At 67.9% G+C, this 17,073-nt stretch carries 16 protein-coding genes; 11 read left to right on the top strand and 5 right to left on the bottom strand.

Annotated elements, in window-relative coordinates; genetic code table 11:
- The first annotated feature begins 162 nt into the window (after positions 1-162).
- A complete protein-coding gene (locus AB4851_RS17690) occupies positions 163-1,122 on the top strand; it encodes an NAD(P)H-dependent flavin oxidoreductase (protein ID WP_414450872.1) in 960 nt (319 codons plus the stop codon).
- Between the two features lie 99 nt (positions 1,123-1,221).
- On the opposite strand, the gene AB4851_RS17685 is transcribed toward AB4851_RS17690, so the two are convergent.
- From AB4851_RS17685 to AB4851_RS17675, 3 genes are all read right to left on the bottom strand, one after another.
- On the bottom strand, positions 1,222-2,190 hold the full coding sequence (locus AB4851_RS17685) for a LysR family transcriptional regulator (RefSeq protein WP_414450871.1): 969 nt from the start codon (positions 2,188-2,190) through the stop codon (positions 1,222-1,224).
- A 181-nt stretch (positions 2,191-2,371) separates the two neighbouring features.
- Entirely contained in the window at positions 2,372-3,448 is a 1,077-nt protein-coding gene (locus AB4851_RS17680; RefSeq protein WP_414450870.1) for a porin, read from the bottom strand.
- A gap of 361 nt (positions 3,449-3,809) precedes the next feature.
- Complete coding sequence (locus tag AB4851_RS17675; RefSeq protein ID WP_414450869.1) at positions 3,810-4,334, bottom strand: peptide-binding protein; 525 nt, start codon at positions 4,332-4,334, stop codon at positions 3,810-3,812.
- Positions 4,335-4,728: 394 nt separating this feature from the next.
- On the opposite strand from AB4851_RS17675, the gene AB4851_RS17670 reads away from it, so the two are divergent.
- The 6 genes from AB4851_RS17670 to AB4851_RS17645 all read left to right on the top strand — a co-directional run bounded on the left by AB4851_RS17670 (position 4,729) and on the right by AB4851_RS17645 (position 11,827).
- On the top strand, positions 4,729-5,730 hold the full coding sequence (locus tag AB4851_RS17670) for a bile acid:sodium symporter family protein (protein ID WP_414450868.1): 1,002 nt from the start codon (positions 4,729-4,731) through the stop codon (positions 5,728-5,730).
- A gap of 239 nt (positions 5,731-5,969) precedes the next feature.
- Positions 5,970-7,823 (top strand): EAL domain-containing protein, encoded by a 1,854-nt coding sequence (locus AB4851_RS17665; RefSeq protein WP_414450867.1) that lies wholly within the window; start codon positions 5,970-5,972, stop codon positions 7,821-7,823.
- A gap of 339 nt (positions 7,824-8,162) precedes the next feature.
- Entirely contained in the window at positions 8,163-9,200 is a 1,038-nt protein-coding gene (locus tag AB4851_RS17660; protein WP_414443260.1) for a LacI family DNA-binding transcriptional regulator, read from the top strand.
- Positions 9,197-10,477 (top strand): AGE family epimerase/isomerase, encoded by a 1,281-nt coding sequence (locus tag AB4851_RS17655; RefSeq protein WP_414450866.1) that lies wholly within the window; start codon positions 9,197-9,199, stop codon positions 10,475-10,477. The genes AB4851_RS17660 and AB4851_RS17655 overlap by 4 nt, the downstream gene beginning before the upstream one ends.
- Positions 10,474-11,382: a carbohydrate kinase family protein gene (locus AB4851_RS17650; protein WP_414450865.1), complete on the top strand. Its 909-nt coding sequence runs from the start codon at positions 10,474-10,476 to the stop codon at positions 11,380-11,382. Before AB4851_RS17655 ends, AB4851_RS17650 begins: the two co-directional genes overlap by 4 nt.
- Positions 11,383-11,605: 223 nt before the next feature.
- Complete coding sequence (locus AB4851_RS17645) at positions 11,606-11,827, top strand: hypothetical protein (RefSeq protein ID WP_414443263.1); 222 nt, start codon at positions 11,606-11,608, stop codon at positions 11,825-11,827.
- A 42-nt stretch (positions 11,828-11,869) separates the two neighbouring features.
- Here AB4851_RS17645 and AB4851_RS17640 read toward each other — a convergent pair whose 3' ends face one another.
- Both AB4851_RS17640 and AB4851_RS17635 read right to left on the bottom strand, forming a co-directional pair.
- Positions 11,870-12,064, bottom strand: a complete 195-nt coding sequence (locus AB4851_RS17640) for a DUF2905 domain-containing protein (protein ID WP_414450864.1) — start codon at positions 12,062-12,064, stop codon at positions 11,870-11,872.
- Positions 12,065-12,072: 8 nt separating this feature from the next.
- Positions 12,073-13,263 carry a class I SAM-dependent methyltransferase gene (locus AB4851_RS17635; RefSeq protein WP_414450863.1) on the bottom strand — a complete coding sequence of 397 codons (1,191 nt, stop codon included), beginning with the start codon at positions 13,261-13,263 and terminating at the stop codon, positions 12,073-12,075.
- Positions 13,264-13,276: 13 nt separating this feature from the next.
- Between AB4851_RS17635 and AB4851_RS17630 the strand changes: the two genes are divergently transcribed.
- The 4 genes from AB4851_RS17630 to glmU all read left to right on the top strand — a co-directional run bounded on the left by AB4851_RS17630 (position 13,277) and on the right by glmU (position 16,992).
- Positions 13,277-14,059, top strand: coding sequence for an SDR family NAD(P)-dependent oxidoreductase (locus AB4851_RS17630; RefSeq protein WP_414450862.1), 783 nt, complete (start codon positions 13,277-13,279; stop codon positions 14,057-14,059).
- A 60-nt stretch (positions 14,060-14,119) separates the two neighbouring features.
- Positions 14,120-14,524 carry a dihydroneopterin aldolase gene (locus tag AB4851_RS17625; RefSeq protein ID WP_414450861.1) on the top strand — a complete coding sequence of 135 codons (405 nt, stop codon included), beginning with the start codon at positions 14,120-14,122 and terminating at the stop codon, positions 14,522-14,524.
- Entirely contained in the window at positions 14,521-15,498 is a 978-nt protein-coding gene (ttcA, locus tag AB4851_RS17620) for a tRNA 2-thiocytidine(32) synthetase TtcA (RefSeq protein ID WP_414443268.1), read from the top strand. Before AB4851_RS17625 ends, ttcA begins: the two co-directional genes overlap by 4 nt.
- 132 nt (positions 15,499-15,630) lie before the next feature.
- Positions 15,631-16,992: a bifunctional UDP-N-acetylglucosamine diphosphorylase/glucosamine-1-phosphate N-acetyltransferase GlmU gene (glmU, locus tag AB4851_RS17615; RefSeq protein ID WP_414450860.1), complete on the top strand. Its 1,362-nt coding sequence runs from the start codon at positions 15,631-15,633 to the stop codon at positions 16,990-16,992.
- Positions 16,993-17,073 lie beyond the last annotated feature (81 nt).

The following is a 17,073-nucleotide window of genomic DNA, read 5'->3' as shown; positions in this document are numbered from 1 at the left end:
TCTACAATCGCACGACCGTTCGTATTAATATGCGACGACCGGCACGCACGGGTGCGTGCATCGTCCTGCACACCGTGCCCGACACGCGCCGCGCCGCCTCGCTACACTCATGCAGCCGCCCGCGAAACACGCAGGCGCAAGACGATCCAGGAGACTCCCACCATGGCCCTGCCCGCCGTCCTCCAGCGCCTGTCGCTGCCCGTCATCGCCTCGCCGATGTTCATCGTCAGTTATCCCGAACTGGTGCTCGCGCAGTGCAAGGCCGGCATCGTCGGTTCGTTCCCGGCGCTCAACGCACGCCCGGCCGAGCTGCTCGACGCATGGCTCACGCAGATCGAGGACGGCCTGGCCGCGCATCGCGAGGCGCATCCGGAGGCGGTGATCGGCCCGATCGCGGTCAACCAGATCGTCCATCAGTCGAACGTGCGGCTCGAACACGACGTGCGCGTCTGCGTCGATCACAAGGTGCCGATCTTCATCACGAGCCTGCGCGCGCCGTCGCCCGAGATCGTGCAGGCGGTGCACAGCTACGGCGGCATCGTGCTGCACGACGTGATCAACCTGCGCCACGCCGAAAAGGCGCTCGAAGCGGGCGTGGACGGCCTGATCCTGGTGGCGGCCGGCGCGGGCGGCCATGCGGGCACCACCTCGCCGTTCGCGCTGGTGGGCGAGGTGCGCAAGCGCTTCGACGGCCCGATCGTGCTGTCGGGTTCGATCGCCAACGGCGGCGCGATCCTGGCCGCTCAGGCGATGGGCGCCGACCTCGCCTACATGGGCACGCGCTTCATCGCCACGCAGGAAGCGCACGCGGTGGAAGGCTACAAGCGCGCGATCGTCGACGCGAAATCGGCCGACATCGTCTACACCAACCTGTTCACGGGCGTGCACGGCAACTACATCCGCGAAAGCATCGTCAACGCCGGGCTGGACCCGGACGCGCTGCCCGAAGCCGACAAGTCGAAGATGAATTTCGGCAGCGACAAGGCGAAGGCCTGGAAGGACATCTGGGGCGCGGGCCAGGGCGTCGGCCTGATGGACGACGTACCAAGCGTCGGCGATCTGGTCGCGCGGCTCGCGCGCGAATACGACGACGCGAAGGCGCGGCTCGGGATTCGCATCTGAACCGGCGCTCGGCGCTTCGGCTCGCGCGATGCGATAAAAAAACCGGCTGCGAGGCCGGTTTTTTCATTCACGACTGCGTGCGGAACAACCGCGCAGTGTTCAACTCACCGCGACGCGCTTCAAACGCGGCGCGGCGGCCTCCGCCAGATAGGCGTCGACGGTCGGGCACAGCGACTGCCCCGAGAACCGGTCAGCCAGGAAATCGACGAACGAGCGCACCTTCGCCGACACATGCCGGCGGCTCGCGTACACCGCGTAGATCGGCAGCTCGCGCGGCGGCATCACGTCGAGCAGCAGCGGCACGAGGCGGCCGGCTTCGATGTCGTCGCCGATCACCTCGGTGCCGAGCATCGCGATGCCGCTGCCGTCGAGCACCGCCACGCGCAGCGCTTCGAGGTGATTGATGATCAGGTTGCCCGACAGCGTCACGCGCGAGGCCGCGGCCGATTCGAACGCGAGCGAATCGATCGAGGTCGGGCCGCTGTCGCGACGCAGATAGTTGTGGTGTTCGAGATCGGCCAGCGTGGCCGGCGTGCCGTGTTCTTCCAGATAGGCCGGCGAGGCCACCAACAAAATGTGCGCGGTGGCGATCTGGCGCGCGACCAGCGACGACGACTTCAAGCCGAACGGCGCGGCGCGCACGGCCACGTCGTAGCCTTCGTCGATCAGTTCGACGACGCGATCCGACAGCGTGATCTCGACGGTCACATCGGCGTAGCGCGCCGCGTAGCCGGTCACGGCCTGCATCACGTGGCGCAGGCCGAACGCCGACAGCGTGGTCACGCGCAAGCGGCCCTGCGGCACGATGCTCGCCGCGCCGACCGCCTGGCCGGCCTCGTCGAGTTCGGTCAGCGCTTGCACGAGGCGCTCGTAGTACTCGCGCCCGGCTTCGGTGGGCGCGACGCGACGGGTGGTTCGATGCAGCAGCCGCGAGCCGAGCTGCTGCTCAAGATGCATCACGTGCTTGCTCGCCATCGCAGCGGACATTTGCATCCGCTCCGCCGCGCCGACGAAGCTGCCCACTTCGACGACGTAGCGAAACACATTCATGCTGACGAGGGTATCCATACCAAAGCTCGCGATCCAGTTGACTTCAATAGGCTCAATTGGAAGCGACTGTAGCAAAGGCTGGCAAGGCAAAAGGTCAACAAACGCAAAACGCCGCGTAATTCCCCAGTTTCGCTACAGAACTGCTCGGCAACGGCAAAAAATGCCGAGCGGGTGTTGCGTGCCGTACACGCATCGGCGTTCAGAAGCGCACGCGCATGCCGCCGCCGAACGTGTAGCCGGTCGATTGATTCGACAGGTGATCGAACATATAGGCCGCGTAGAGATCGGTGCGCTTCGACAGCGGATAGTCGTAGGCGAGCGCCCAGGTCTGATGCGTCTGGTCGAGGCCGCCCGCGTCGCGCGAATACGCGTACGAGGCCAGCGCACTGCCCGCGCCGACCGGCACCGACACACCGCCCTGCGCGGTGTTCACGTGCCAGCTTCCGGTCTGCATGTCGTTCTTCGTATACATGTACTGCCCGTACAGCTTCACGAACCTGAGGTCGTAGCTGACGCCGAGCTGCGTGACGCTCTGGCTCTTCATGCCGGCCACCAGCGAGCCGAGGTCGGTCGGGCTGTTGTTGAAGTTGACGTACTGATACACGGCCGTCGCGGCGAACGCGCCGCGGTAATACTGCATCTGGCCACTCCATTTCTTCGCGCCGTTGCTGCCCGCCTGGTTGCCGAGCGCGTACATCGCGCTCGCGCTGAAGCCGTTGAAATCGGGCGACGTGTACGACACCGCGTTGTTCCAGCCCGAATCGCCCACCACGCCCTGATCGGTCGTGTAGGTGGGGAACGTGCCCAGGCCGAGGAACACGTGATAGACGATCGGCGAGAACTCGTACGAATCGATCAGCGGGTTGAACAGGATCGTCGAGATGAACAACTGCGTGGTCAAGCGCCCGGCGCGCACGGTGCCGTACGGCGTTTCGAGGCCGACGTAGGAATTGCGGCCGAAGAACGTATCGCCGTCGAAGCGGCCGTACTTGCCGTTTTGCGGGCGAAAAAAATCCTCGAACGTGAACAGTGCCCGGTAGCCGCCGCCCAGATCCTCGGTGCCGCGCAGGCCCCAGTACGAAGTCGACATGCCGCCGCCCTGCACGCCCCATGCGCGTTCGTTACCGGGGAATTTCTGCGCGCCGACCCAGGCGTCGACCTGCCCATACAGTTGCACGCTCGATTGTGCCCGTGCGGGCGCGGCAACCGAAAAGCAGGCCGCGAACGCGGCGCAAGCGACAGCACCGGACGCAGTCCGGCGAGCGAAAGACTTCATGAGATCTCCGAATCAATTCGTTGGGAACCGGTGCGCGTATCGTTGTTTGGGCTGCATGCGCACGGTGAAGCACGGCCATCTTCATGGACCGATAAGCCGGTCAAAAATGGGCGGACTTATGTTCGGTATAGCGGCGTCGCGATTGCCGCGGGCGCGGGTGCAGGTGCCGGCCCACCGACGAGGTGCGAAAGATGGCGCAAGCAGCGAAGCGCGCGAAGCGCCGCGAACGAAAGACGGCGCGACGGTGGCGCCTACGCGTCAGCAGGCGTGCAAAAGCCCGCCGACAAGGGCGTTATCAGGAAGGAACTGGGGGGAGAGAAAACAGACAGCGCGACACGGCCGGAGAGCCCGGCCGGCCGCATCAATTGTTGCGATAGAACGACGAGAAGAACGTGTTGCGCGCGCCGCCGCCTTCCTGCTCGCGCGGTTGCGGCACCGGACGGCCGCCGCGTTCCTCGTTGTAGCGCGCGACGTCGGCGCGGATCGACCCGCTGCGCATTGGCGCGTAGTTGGAACCGGGGCGCTGCATCGATTCGGCGTTGGCGCTGATCGGGCGATACGGATTGACGGGCGCATACCGCCCCTGCTGGCCCGACTCGCGGCCGTAGACGTGCGCCTGACCGTGCCCGTATTCGTGCCCGTCGCGCTGGCCGTACGACGGCGCCGTCACCGGCCGCAGCCCCCAGCGGGGCCCGCCGCTGCTCACGCCCATGCGCGGCTGTGCGTACGGAGCACCCGCCCCGCCGTGCGCAAATTCGCGATGCGCACCGCCGCCACCGCCCGGGCCACCGTGCGGATGGGCGAACGCAAGCGAGGCGCACAGCGCTGCTGCCGCGCCCGCCATCCATCGCCCGATATTCCGTTTTGCCCGATCCACGTTCGTCATCCCTTGTGCGCTCACTGACCGCGTATTGCTGGTTCCCTATTTAGGACGTGAGCTTTCAGCAGTAATTTATGGGCATGCCGTTTTTGTGTCGAGCCGAAAAATGTTAGGCCGGCGGCACCGATGTAACACCGTGTTACCCCGGCCTTTTTCGAGATTTTTCGTAAGTTTTTCAAGGATCTTCAAGGCCGCCACGATAGGGTTTTCCTGAAAGGTTTTTGCGTAAAAAAGGGATGGTGGAATGCGATTTCTTATGATTGTCTTTCATCAATCGATTCTCGAAATGAATTTGCCTATTGAATAGGCAACCGGGACAATACGCGCCGGAGCGCGTCGGCCGACAGACCACGGCGGCGCGCCTCGCACCCGCTCCTCCGTTTCCGTTCTTGAGATGCCGATGGCCCGTCCCCGTTTTCTTCCCGACAATTTCACGCTGGCTTTGGTCGGCACCGTCGTCTTCGCCAGCCTGCTGCCGTGTCGCGGCCAGGTCGCGCACGCCGCCAACTGGGCGACCAACATCGCCATCGGCCTGCTGTTCTTCCTGCACGGCGCAAAGCTGTCGCGCGAGGCGATCGTGGCCGGCGCAACCCACTGGCGGCTTCATATCGTCGTGATGCTGAGTACCTTCGCGCTGTTCCCGCTGCTGGGCCTCGCGCTGCGCCCGCTGCTCTCGCCGCTCGTCACGCCGGCGCTGTACGCGGGCGTGCTGTTCCTCTGCACGCTGCCGTCCACGGTGCAGTCGTCGATCGCGTTCACCTCGATCGCCAAGGGCAACGTGTCGGCCGCCGTGTGCTCGGCGTCGGCGTCGAGCCTGCTCGGCATCTTCATCACGCCGGCGCTGGTCGGCGCGATGCTGACCACCCAGTCGGGCGCGGGCCATTCGGCCTGGAGCACGGTGGGCAGCATCGTCATGCAGTTGCTGGTGCCGTTCGTGGCGGGCCAGTTGCTGCGTCCGGTGATCGGCAACTGGATCGAGCGCAACCGCGGCGTGCTGAAGTTCGTCGATCAGGGCTCGATCCTGCTGGTGGTGTACGTGGCGTTCAGCGAGGCCGTCAACGAAGGCCTCTGGCACCAGATCCCGGCGGCGGCGCTAGGCGGCCTGCTGCTGGTGTGCGTGGCGCTGCTCGCGATCGCCCTGGGCATCACGGCGCTGGTCAGCAAGCGGCTCGGCTTCAATCGCGCCGACTGCATCACGATCATCTTCTGCGGCTCGAAGAAGAGCCTCGCGTCGGGCATCCCGATGGCGAAGGTGATCTTCGCCGCACATGCGGTCGGCGCGATCGTGCTGCCGCTCATGCTGTTCCACCAGATCCAGTTGATGGTGTGCGCGGCGCTCGCGCAACGCTGGGGCGCGCGCGACACCAGCCTCGACGACGCGGGCCACGCCGGCCGGCATTGATCGCACCCCGAAATTTGCCGCACGCCTTCTATTACCCATAGTCATTTAATAACTAAAAATAAAATGACTATGGGTGCATCGGGCCTTTGCGCGAGCCGGTGCGAAGGCCCGGCCTCGTACCCGACGCGAACGGGCCGGCACGCCGGAGCCGTCATAAAAAATTCACTGCTCCGGGGCCGGTGGCGATTGTTAAATTGTGTGTCTCGACGCCCGCCTGCCCTCGTCTGCCCGTCCCCCTCATGCCTCCGCCCCTCTCCGTTGTCGCCGAACCGGCGCGCGTCGCCGACCTGCTTGCCGCCGGCGCGCTGAGTGCGCAATTCCAGCCGATCGTCGCGATTTCCGGCGGCGCCATCATCGGCTACGAAGGGCTGGTGCGCGGGCCGGCCGGCTCGCCGCTCGAAATGCCGGGCGCGCTGTTCGCGCAGGCCGCGCGCGAGGGCTGCTCGCTCGAACTCGAACTGGCCGCGGCCACCGCCTGCGTGAACGGCTTCGCCGCCACCGGCCGGGACGGCCAGTTGTTCGTCAATTTCAGCGCGCATGCGATCGTGCAGCTCGCACGGCATCGCGAGCGCGTGCTGTCGGCCATGCCGGCCAACCGCATCGTGATCGAGCTGACCGAGCAGCATCCGGCCAGCGACCTGCCCGGCCTGCCGGCGGCGCTCGCCGAATTGCGTGGCTCGGGCGTGTCGTTCGCGCTGGACGATTACGGCACCGCCAACGCCAGCATGAGCGCCTGGGTGCGGCTGCGGCCCGACATCGTCAAGATCGACCGCTTCTTCATCGACGGCATCGCCAGCGACCCGCGCAAGTTCGAGGCGGTCAAGGCGATGCAGCATTTTTCGGCGGCCACCGGCGGGCTGCTGATCGCCGAAGGCATCGAATGCGCGGCGGACCTGATCGTGGTGCGCGATCTCGGCATCGATTACGGCCAGGGCTTCTTCCTCGGCCGCCCGGCCTACGTACCGGCCGAGCACACCGCCGAGGCCGCCCGCGACGCACTGCGCGCCTCGCACATCGCGGTGTTCCCGGGCGTGGCGCGCACCACCGCCGGCACGCGGCCGGACGCGACCGTCACCGACAAGATGCGCGTGATCGCACCCGCGCTGCCGAGCCACGCGACCAACAACCAGGTGCTCGAACTGTTCCAGCGCCGGCCCGATCTGCATGCGGTGGCGGTGGTCGAGAACGAGCGGCCGATCGCGCTGATCAACCGCCGCGGCTTCATGGATCGCTACGCGCTGCCGTATCACCGCGAGGTGTTCGGCAAGCGGCCGTGCCTGCAGTTGGCGAACGACACGCCGCTGATCGTCGACAACGCCACCACGGTCGAGCAACTGACGACGCTGCTGGCCAACCACGACCAGCGCTACCTGACCGAAGGCTTCATCATCACCGACCACGGCCGCTACGCCGGCCTCGGCACCGGCGAGAGCCTGGTGCGCGCGGTGACCGAGGTACGCGTCGAGGCCGCGCGCTACGCGAACCCGCTGACGTTCCTGCCCGGCAACATCCCGATCAGTTCGCACATCGCGCGGCTGGTGGGCAAGGATGCGGCCTTCCATGCCTGCTACGTCGATCTGAACCAGTTCAAGCCGTTCAACGATCAATACGGCTACTGGCAGGGCGACGAGGTGCTGAAATTCGCCGCCGCCGTGCTGGCGGACGTGTGCGATCCGACCCGCGACTTCCTCGGCCACGTGGGCGGCGACGATTTCCTGGTGCTGTTCCAGAGCGACGACTGGCAGGCGCGCGCGCAACGCGCGATCGACCGCTTCGACGAGGGCGCGCAGCGCTTCTACGCCCATGCCGACCGGCTCGCGGGCGGCATCCACGGCGAGGACCGGCGCGGCAATCCGGCGTTCTTCGATTTCGTGACGATGGCGATCGGCTGCGTGCGCGTGCCCGGCACGCGCCGCTACCGCAGCGACGAGATCGCCTCGGTGGCCGCGCTGGCCAAGCGCCGCGCCAAGCATCATCCGGGGCACCTCTACGAGATCGACGTGGACGAAGGCCGCGCCTGGCTGCGCGCGCACGGCGAGCAGCCGAAGGCCGTGCCGTCCGGGCCGCCGCCAGCCGAACCGCTCGACGACTGAGCCGTACTGCCGGCCGAACTATTCGGCGCCTGAGCCGCACTGTCGGCGAACGACTCGACGCCTGCGCCGCTCCGTCGGCTGAATCGCTCGACACCTGCGCCGCACCGCCGGCCGACGCGTCGCTTTCCGCTCCGCACCGCGCGGATTTCGACCGCCTTTCCGTGTTCACTTCCCTCGCACATGTTTAGCAAACGTCATAAACACGTGCACGCCGTTTATCTCCGAATAAACCCCTAATTTACGGGTATTCACCGACTTCTCTCCGGCATCCCCGCACATTTTCAGCCGAAATTTTTACTATACAATCGCTCGCACCCTAAACACTTTGGTCTGGCGAGCATGGGCACCACTATTCGCGATGTGGCTCAAGCGGCGAACGTATCGATCGGCACGGTTTCGCGCGCACTGAAAAACCAGCCCGGCCTGTCCGAGGCGACGCGCGAGCGCATCGTCGCGGTGGCCGCGCAGCTCGGCTACGATCCGGCGCAATTGCGGCCGCGCATCCGCCGGCTCACGTTCCTGCTGCACCGCCAGCACAACAATTTCGCGGCGACGCCGTTCTTCTCGCACGTGCTGCACGGCGTGGAGGAAGCGTGCCGCGACCGCGGCATCGTGCCCGCGCTGCTGACCGTCGGCCCGACCGACGACGTGCTGCGCCAGATGCGCCCGCACGCGCCCGACGCGATCGCCGTGGCCGGTTTCATGGAGCCCGAGACGATCGACGCGCTGGCCGCCACCGGCCGCCCGCTCGTGCTGATCGACATGTGGGCACCGGGCCTGCGCTCGGTCAACATCGACAACGCCGCCGGCGCCTCGCAGGCGATGCGCCACCTGTTCGACACCGGCCGCCAGCGGATCGCGTTCATTGGCGGCTCGCTCGCGCACCACAGCATCGCGCAGCGCGCGCTCGGCTTCCGCCGCGCGTTCTTCGAGGCCGGCCTGCTGTTCGATCCCGCGCTCGAAGTCACCATCGACGCCGGGCTCGACCCCGACACCGGCGCCGCACGCGCCATGGAGCGCATCCTCGACGGCAGCGCGCCGCGCCCCGACGCCGTGTTCGCGTTCAACGACGCCGCCGCGCTGGCCGCGATGCGCGTATGCCTCGCGCGCGGGCTGCGGGTGCCCGAGGACATCGCGTTCGTCGGCTTCGACGACATCCTCGGCGCCGCCCACGCCGCGCCGCCGCTCACGACGCTGGCCGTCGACAAGGAAGCGCTGGGCCGCCGCGGCGTCGAGTTGCTGCTGGCCGACGCGCCCGAGCACACCGAAATTCGCCTGCCCGTGCGGCTGATCGAACGCGCGAGCAGTTCCGTCGCGGCTCTGACGCCGCGCCTCTTCACCACGGACACCCCCGACATTCCCGCCATCGCCTCATGACGACACCCGCCTTGCCGCTCGCGCCGGACACGCCGGCGCCGCACGTCGCGAATTTCCGCGACGCCGGTTTCCTGCTTTCCCACGTGGAGCACACGCTGCGCTTCTACGCCCCGACCGTGTACGACGAGACGGGCGGCTTCTTCCATTTCTTCCGCGACGACGGCACGATCTACGACCGCACCACGCGCCACCTCGTCAGCAGTTGCCGCTTCGTCTTCAACTACGCGATGGCGTACCGCCAGTTCGGCGGCCGGCAACACCAGGATTACGTGCGCCACGGCCTGCGCTTCCTGCGCGACGCGCATTGGGACCCGGTCAACGAAGGCTACGACTGGGAGCTCGAATGGCGCGACGGCCGCAAGGTCGCGGTACGCGACGGCACCCGCCACTGCTACGGCCTCGCGTTCGTGCTGCTGGCCGCCGCGCATGCGGTGATGGCCGGGGTCGACGAAGGCCGCGCGCTGGTCGCGCACACCTTCGATCTGATGGAACGGCACTTCTGGGATGCGCCCGGCGGCCTCTACAAGGACGACGCCACGCCCGACTGGCAGGTGTCCGGCTATCGCGGCCAGAACGCCAACATGCACACCACCGAGGCGCTGCTGGCCGCCTACGAGGCCACCGGCGAGGTGCGCTACCTCGATCGCGCCGAACGGGTGGCGACCCACATCACGCAGCGCCAGGCCGCGCTGTCGCAGGGCCTGGTGTGGGAGCACTACCACGCCGATTGGTCGATCGACTGGGATTACAACAAGGAAGACAGCACCAACATCTTCCGGCCGTGGGGCTTCCAGCCCGGCCACCAGACCGAATGGGCCAAGCTGCTGCTGATCCTCGAACGGCACCGTCCGCTCGACTGGCTGCTGCCGCGCGCGATCGAGCTGTTCGACGCCGCGTTCGCGCACGCCTGGGACAGCGAGCACGGCGGCCTGGTGTACGGCTTCGGCCCCGACTACACGGTGTGCGATCACGACAAGTATTTCTGGGTGCAGGCCGAGACCTTCGCCGCCGCCGCGCTGCTCGGCGAGCGCACCGGCAGCGAGCGCTTCTGGGATTGCTACGACGAGATCTGGCGCTATAGCTGGCAGCATTTCGTCGATCACCGCTACGGCGCCTGGTATCGCATCCTGACCTGCGACAACCGCAAGTACAGCGACGAGAAAAGCCCGGCCGGCAAGACCGACTATCACACCATGGGCGCCTGCTACGAGGTGCTCAACGCATTGCCCGGCGCGAACGGCGCCGCCATCCCGCATCGCAAGGAGATCGCACAATGAGCGGCGCCTCGTTTCCCCATTTCGTGTCGGCCGGCGACATCCTGACCGACATGGTCCGGCACGGCGCAGCCCAGTGGACCTCGGTGCCTGGCGGCGCCGGCTGGAACGTGGCGCGCGCGGTGGCGCGGCTCGGCGTGCCGAGCGCGGCGGTGGGCGCGCTCGGGCGCGATTGCTTCTCCGACGTGCTGTGGCGCGAGAGCGAGGCGGCCGGCCTCGACCTGCGCTTCCTGCAGCGCGTCGAGCGCCCGCCGCTGCTGGCGATCGTTCATGAGACGCAACCGCCGTCGTACTTCTTCATCGGCGAGAACAGCGCCGACCTGGCGTTCGATCCGGCCGCGCTGCCGGCCGGCTGGGAAGCGCCGCTGCAATGGGCGCACTTCGGCTGCATCAGCTTGGTGCGCGAGCCGCTCGCCGGCACGCTGATCGCGCTGGCCGCGCGCCTGCGCGAGCAGGGCGTGAAGATCAGCTTCGATCCGAACTACCGCAACCTGATGACGGCCGGCTACCGCCCGACGCTCGAGACAATGGTGAAGCTGGCCGATCTCGTGAAGGTGTCCGACGAGGATCTGCGGCACCTGTTCGACGGCGACGAGACCGAGGCGATCGCGACCCTGCGCGCGCTGAACCCGGCCGCCACCGTGCTGGTCACGCGCGGCGCGCAAACGGCCACGCTGTACGCGGGCGAGGCGGTGTTCGAGGCGCAGCCGCCGCGCGTCGAAGTGGCCGACACGGTGGGCGCGGGCGATGCGTCGATCGGCGGCCTGATCGTCAGCCTGATGAACGCGCCGCAGCGCGGCTGGGCCGAGCACCTGGCGTTCGCGCTGGCCTCGGGCGCGGCCGCCTGCCGTCACACCGGCGCGCACGCGCCGACGCTCGACGAGGTCGTCGCGCTGCTGGCGCCCTGAGTCACCCGCGCCAGGGGCCGGAGCGTAGCGCGAGAACCGCGCGTTCCGGCCCTGCTTCAAGCCGTTCCGGCTGCCAGCTTCCGCTTCCGTCGATCCGCTCGAATCGCCCGCCAGGCAAGGCATTCGGTTTGCGGCGGCCGCCTCGACAACGCACCGACATCGCCTTCTGCACCACCGCGCGCGCGATGCTAGGATGAACGCTCCCACTCTCCGGGAGACCTTCATGAACGGCATCCGCATGACGGCCCGCGGCTATACGGCGAACGCCTATACCCGCGCGGCGGAAGGGGGCCGCTTTCGCGGCTACGTGATCCTGTCGCGCTCGGACGGCGACTTGCCCGACAACACCGAATACGAAACGGACACCGTCCGCGCGAGCGAGCGCGAGGCGCTCGACGACGCGGAGGCACTGGTCCGGCGCATCGTCGGCGAGTTGTCGCATTGATCGAAAGGAGCTCGCGGCGCGCCCGAGCGGCGCGCCGCCGCGTCACCAGAGCTTGGCGATCACCGAGAGAATCATCATCAGCACCAGCGTGGACATGAACGGGAACGGATAGCTGCGCGAGCCGATCCGCAACGTCACGTCGCCCGGCAGCTTGCCCACGCCGAGCTTCGACAGCCACGGCCAGGAGCGCGACAGCAGCATCACCGCCACGAACGACACCAGCAGCCAACGGAACATCGCGCCCCCTACAGTGCGTGCGAGCGTTCGCCGCGCGCGAACGCTTCCAGGCCGTCGATGCCGCGCCCGAACGCGATCACCTTGAACAGCTCGCCCATCTCCGATTCGGAGATCAGCTTCTGCACGGCGTTGGCGGCGGGCAGGAAGCGCGCCGCGTCGGACGGATCGAGTTCGGACAGCACATCGGTGATGCCCGCGTTGAGCAGGAACCGCCCTTGCGACGTATAGCCGAGCAATTCCGCGCCGGCCGCCACGCCGGCTTCGTGGATGCCGGAAAACTCGACGTGCGCGGTGATGTCCTGCAGGCCCGGCCAGACGAACGGATCGCCGTGCGCGCGGTGACGGTAATGGCACATCAGCGTGCCCTCGCCGCGCTGCGGGTGGTAATACTCGCGCAGCGGAAAACCGTAATCGATGAAAAACGCCGCGCCGCGCCGAAGCATGGTGCAGACGGTGCGCGTGAAGGCGCGCGCCGCCGCGTGGGTTTCGCTCAGGTAGCCGGCCGGCAGATCGAGCGGCTCGAGCAGCGCGATATCGGCCGCGTCGCGCAGCGGGCGATCCTCGAACACGAACGCGCGCTCGGCGTTCACCGCCACGCCGCGTTCCTGCCAGCCCGCCTCGCCGCGCACCACCAGCCGCACCGGCATCGCGTCGAGCACCTCGTTGCCGACCACCACGCCCTCGAACGCCTCGGGCAGCGCATCGAGCCAGACCACCCGCGCCGCCAGCGCCTCGGGCAGCAGCGCCTCGACGGTGTCGCGCTGGCGCTCGCGCAGCTCGCCCGACAGCTCGACGATCTCGTAGCGCTCGGGCGGCGTGCCCATTTCGTCGAGCGCGGCGATCAGCCCCGCCGCGAGCTTGCCGGTGCCGGCGCCGAACTCCATGATGCGCTGCGTGCCGCTGGCCGCCAGCGCTTCGGCCACCGGGCGCGCGAGCGTGTACGCGAACAGCGGCGAGAGTTCGGGAGCGGTCACGAAATCGCTGCCGTCGTCGCCGCGCCGGCCGAACTTGCGCGCGCCGCCGCTGTAATAGCCGAGGCCGGGCGCGTAGAGCGCGCGATCCATGAAGCGGGAAAACGGCATCCACCCGCCGATGGCCGCGATCTCCGCGCGCAACGACGCGGCGAGCGCTTCCGACTGCGCGAGCGCGTCGGGGCCGGGAACGGGTAAACTAGCGGGTTCGTGAGCTTTCGGGTTCATCCCGGCATTGTAAATGACCGATTCCGCCGCAACCTCCGCCGGCGCAGCACAATCCGCGCCCGCAGCGCGTGGCGCACGGGTCGCGCTGATCACGGGCGCCGCCCATCCGGGCGGCCCCGGCGAGATCGGCCGCGCGCTCGCGCTGGGCTTCGCGCGCCGGGGCTGGGACGTCGCGCTGGCCGTGGAGGCCGAGGCGGCCCGCCCGGCCGCCGCGCGGCTCGCCGCCGAAGTCGAGGCGCTCGGGCGTCGCGCGGCGGTGCTGCTGGCCGATCTGTCGGACGAACGCGGCGCCGCGTCGCTCGTGCCGGCCTGCATCGATGCGCTGGGCCGGCCCGGCTGCATCGTCTGCCAGGCCACGCCCGATCCGGCGGCGGCCCCGGCCGACGACGCCGCCAGCGCTGGTTACGGCGCGCTGCTGGCCGCGTACGCGCGGCAGGTGGCGGCGCCGGTGGTGCTGGGCCGCGCGCTGGCCGAGGCAACGCCCGAGGCCGCGCGCGATGACGAAACGTTGCGCGCGGCGCTGATCCATCTGCTCGACGACGCGCTGGTTCATCCCGCGCCGCAACGGCTCTCGCATGCGCTGGCGCAGGCCGCGCTGCACCGCGCGACGGTCGCCCAGGCGCTGGCGCTGGCGCCGAAGGTGCGGGTCGCGGCGCTGGTGCGCGGGCGCGCGCCGCACGCCGACGAGCTGGCCGAGGCAGCCTGCTACCTGGCCGGCGCGGCCGGCGTGACGGGCGCCACGCTCACGGTGGACGGCGGCGAGCATCTCGCCCCGCCCGACGGCCGACAACCCTGACAGGCGCTCGCCCGGCGCCCCGATTTCGCGTGTTCGCACGCCCCTTTGACTGGAACGACCATGTTTTCCGCCCTCCTGCACCCCAGGCTCGCCGACTGCCGCAGGCTTTACCTGCGCAACCATGAGGTTTCCATGCGGATCGGTGCGTTCGAGCACGAGAAGCGCGGCGAGCAGCGCGTCGTGATCAACATCGACGTGTTCGTGCCGCTGTCGCTCACCACGCCGGTGCAGGACAAGCTGCGCGAAGTGATCGACTACGATCTGATGAAGCAGGCCGTCGCGCATTGCATCGCCGACGGCCATATCCATTTGCAGGAAACGCTGGTCGATTCGATCGCCGCCCGCCTGCTCGCGCACGATGCCGTGCGCGCGGTGCGCGTCTCCACCGAAAAACCGGACGCCTACCCCGATTGCGACGCAGTGGGCGTCGAAGTCTTCCGCATCAAGGACGAGGAGCGAGCATGAATGCGCCCCATACCCCCGAACAACACGACGCCGTCGAGGCCGCCGAAGCCGGCCGCCCCGTGCTGACCCGCCGCGAACAGAAAGCCGCCTACGAGAACAACAAGCTGCACAAGCGCATCGTGCGCCAGGTCGGGCAGGCGATTGGCGATTACAACATGATCGAGCACGGCGACAAGGTGATGGTCTGCCTGTCGGGCGGCAAGGACAGCTACGCCATGCTCGACGTGCTGATGAGCCTGCGCGAGCGCGCGCCGATCGATTTCGAGATCGTGGCCGTCAACCTCGACCAGAAGCAGCCGGGCTTCCCCGAGCACATCCTGCCCGAGTATCTGCGGCAGGTCGGCGTGCCGTTCCACATCGAGAACCAGGACACCTACAGCATCGTCAAGCGGCTGGTGCCCGAGGGCAAGACCACCTGCTCGCTGTGCTCGCGGCTGCGGCGCGGCATCCTGTACCGCGTGGCGGGCGAACTGGGCGCGACCAAGATCGCGCTCGGCCATCACCGCGACGACATCGTCCAGACCTTGCTGCTGAACATGTTCTACGGCGGCAAGCTCAAGGGCATGCCGCCCAAGCTGCAATCGGACGACGGCAAGAACATCGTGATCCGTCCCCTTGCCTACGTGAAGGAAACCGATCTCGAGAAGTACGCCGAGCTGCGCGAATTCCCGATCATCCCGTGCAACCTGTGCGGCAGCCAGCCGAACCTGAAGCGCGCCGAGATGAAGGCGCTGATCCGCGACTGGGACAAGCGCTTCCCGGGCCGCGTCGAGAACATGTTCAACTCGCTCGCCAAGGTGGTGCCGTCGCACCTGATGGATACCAGCCTGTATCCGTTCGCCGGTTTGCGCGCGAGCGGCCAGGCCGACCCGGACGGCGACATCGCGTTCGACGAAGACCCGTGCGGCACCGATGCCGCCGCGCCGGCCGGCGGCGCCCAAGCGATCTCGATCGTCCAGTTCGACGATCTGTAACGATGGTTCACGATTGCCGCGAAAGGCCCGCCCAGCGGGCGTTTCGCGGCAAAATCGGGGCCATCCGGCCGCCGTTCGCCGGCAACCTGCATGCTAGAATTCTCAATTCTGAACACTCCACATGCGGGCGCCATGAATATCGTGATTTTGGCGGCAGGCACCGGTAAGCGGATGCGCTCGGCGCTCCCGAAGGTGCTCCATCCCCTGGCTGGCAAGCCACTCCTCTCCCACGTCATCGATACCGCCCGCACGCTCGCGCCGTCGCGCCTGGTGGTGGTGGTCGGCCATGGCGCCGACGCGGTCAAGGCCGCGGTCGATGCGCCCGACGTGCAATTCGCCCTGCAGGAACAACAGCTCGGCACCGGCCACGCGGTCCGGCAGGCGCTGCCGCTGCTCGATCCGGCCGTGCCCACGCTGGTGCTGTACGGCGACGTGCCGCTCACGCGCGCCAGCACGCTCAAGCGCCTGACCGACGCCGCCACCGACTCCCGCTACGGCATCCTGACTGTCACGCTCGACGATCCGACCGGCTATGGCCGGATCGTGCGCGACGCGTCCGGCAACGTCACGCGCATCGTCGAGCAGAAGGATGCCTCGCCCGAGCAGCTCAAGATCGCCGAAATCAACACCGGCATCATCGTCACGCCCACCGCGCAGCTCGCGATGTGGCTCGGCGCGCTCGGCAACAACAACGCGCAGGGCGAGTACTACCTGACCGACGTGGTCGAGCAGGCCATCGAGGCCGGCTTCGAGGTGATCACCACCCAGCCCGACGAGGAATGGGAAACGCTCGGCGTCAACAGCAAGGCGCAGCTCGCCGAACTCGAACGCATCCATCAGCGCAATCGCGCCGAGGCGCTGCTGGTCGACGGCGTGACGCTGGCCGATCCGGCGCGCATCGATATCCGCGGCACGCTCGACTGTGGCCGCGATGTCTCGATCGACGTGAACTGCGTGTTCGAAGGCAAGGTCGTGCTGGCTGATGGCGTGTCGATCGGCGCGAACTGCGTGATCCGCAACGCCACCGTCGGCGCGGGCACCCGCATCGACGCGTTCTCCCACATCGAAGGCGCGCAGATCGGCGCGCAGGCCGTGGTCGGCCCCTACGCGCGGCTGCGGCCCGGCGCGTCGCTGGCCGACGAGTCGCACGTGGGCAACTTCGTCGAGATCAAGAACGCCGTGCTCGGCCATGGCTCGAAGGCCAATCACCTGACCTACATCGGTGATGCCGACATCGGCGCGCGCGTGAACATCGGCGCCGGCACGATCACCTGCAACTACGACGGCGCGAACAAGTTCCGCACCGTGATCGAGGACGACGTGTTCGTCGGCTCCGACACCCAGCTCGTCGCGCCGGTGCGCGTGGGCCGCGGCGTCACGATCGCGGCCGGCACCACCGTCTGGAAGGATGTCGGCGAGGGCCAACTGGTGCTCAACGACAAGAAGCAGACGGAGAAATCCGGCTACGTGCGCCCCACCAAGAAGAAGGGCTGAGGCAGGCGCCCGCAGCCTTGTTGCTTACCCGGTTTTGAACGTTTCGAAGGCGCACCTGAACTGCGCCTTCATCATTTGGAG

Source organism: Burkholderia sp. 22PA0099 (assembly GCF_047497165.1).
In the GTDB taxonomy this organism is placed as follows: Bacteria; Pseudomonadota; Gammaproteobacteria; order Burkholderiales; family Burkholderiaceae; genus Burkholderia.
This window is presented reverse-complemented; position numbering and strand designations above follow the sequence as displayed.

Coding starts and splice junctions, on each gene's coding strand:
- AB4851_RS17690 (WP_414450872.1), top strand. CDS start 163: ATGGCCCTGCCCGCCGTCCTCCAGCGCCTGTCGCTGCCCGTCATCGCC.
- AB4851_RS17685 (WP_414450871.1), bottom strand. CDS start 2,190: ATGGATACCCTCGTCAGCATGAATGTGTTTCGCTACGTCGTCGAAGTG.
- AB4851_RS17680 (WP_414450870.1), bottom strand. CDS start 3,448: ATGAAGTCTTTCGCTCGCCGGACTGCGTCCGGTGCTGTCGCTTGCGCC.
- AB4851_RS17675 (WP_414450869.1), bottom strand. CDS start 4,334: ATGACGAACGTGGATCGGGCAAAACGGAATATCGGGCGATGGATGGCG.
- AB4851_RS17670 (WP_414450868.1), top strand. CDS start 4,729: ATGGCCCGTCCCCGTTTTCTTCCCGACAATTTCACGCTGGCTTTGGTC.
- AB4851_RS17665 (WP_414450867.1), top strand. CDS start 5,970: ATGCCTCCGCCCCTCTCCGTTGTCGCCGAACCGGCGCGCGTCGCCGAC.
- AB4851_RS17660 (WP_414443260.1), top strand. CDS start 8,163: ATGGGCACCACTATTCGCGATGTGGCTCAAGCGGCGAACGTATCGATC.
- AB4851_RS17655 (WP_414450866.1), top strand. CDS start 9,197: ATGACGACACCCGCCTTGCCGCTCGCGCCGGACACGCCGGCGCCGCAC.
- AB4851_RS17650 (WP_414450865.1), top strand. CDS start 10,474: ATGAGCGGCGCCTCGTTTCCCCATTTCGTGTCGGCCGGCGACATCCTG.
- AB4851_RS17645 (WP_414443263.1), top strand. CDS start 11,606: ATGAACGGCATCCGCATGACGGCCCGCGGCTATACGGCGAACGCCTAT.
- AB4851_RS17640 (WP_414450864.1), bottom strand. CDS start 12,064: ATGTTCCGTTGGCTGCTGGTGTCGTTCGTGGCGGTGATGCTGCTGTCG.
- AB4851_RS17635 (WP_414450863.1), bottom strand. CDS start 13,263: ATGAACCCGAAAGCTCACGAACCCGCTAGTTTACCCGTTCCCGGCCCC.
- AB4851_RS17630 (WP_414450862.1), top strand. CDS start 13,277: ATGACCGATTCCGCCGCAACCTCCGCCGGCGCAGCACAATCCGCGCCC.
- AB4851_RS17625 (WP_414450861.1), top strand. CDS start 14,120: ATGTTTTCCGCCCTCCTGCACCCCAGGCTCGCCGACTGCCGCAGGCTT.
- ttcA (WP_414443268.1), top strand. CDS start 14,521: ATGAATGCGCCCCATACCCCCGAACAACACGACGCCGTCGAGGCCGCC.
- glmU (WP_414450860.1), top strand. CDS start 15,631: ATGAATATCGTGATTTTGGCGGCAGGCACCGGTAAGCGGATGCGCTCG.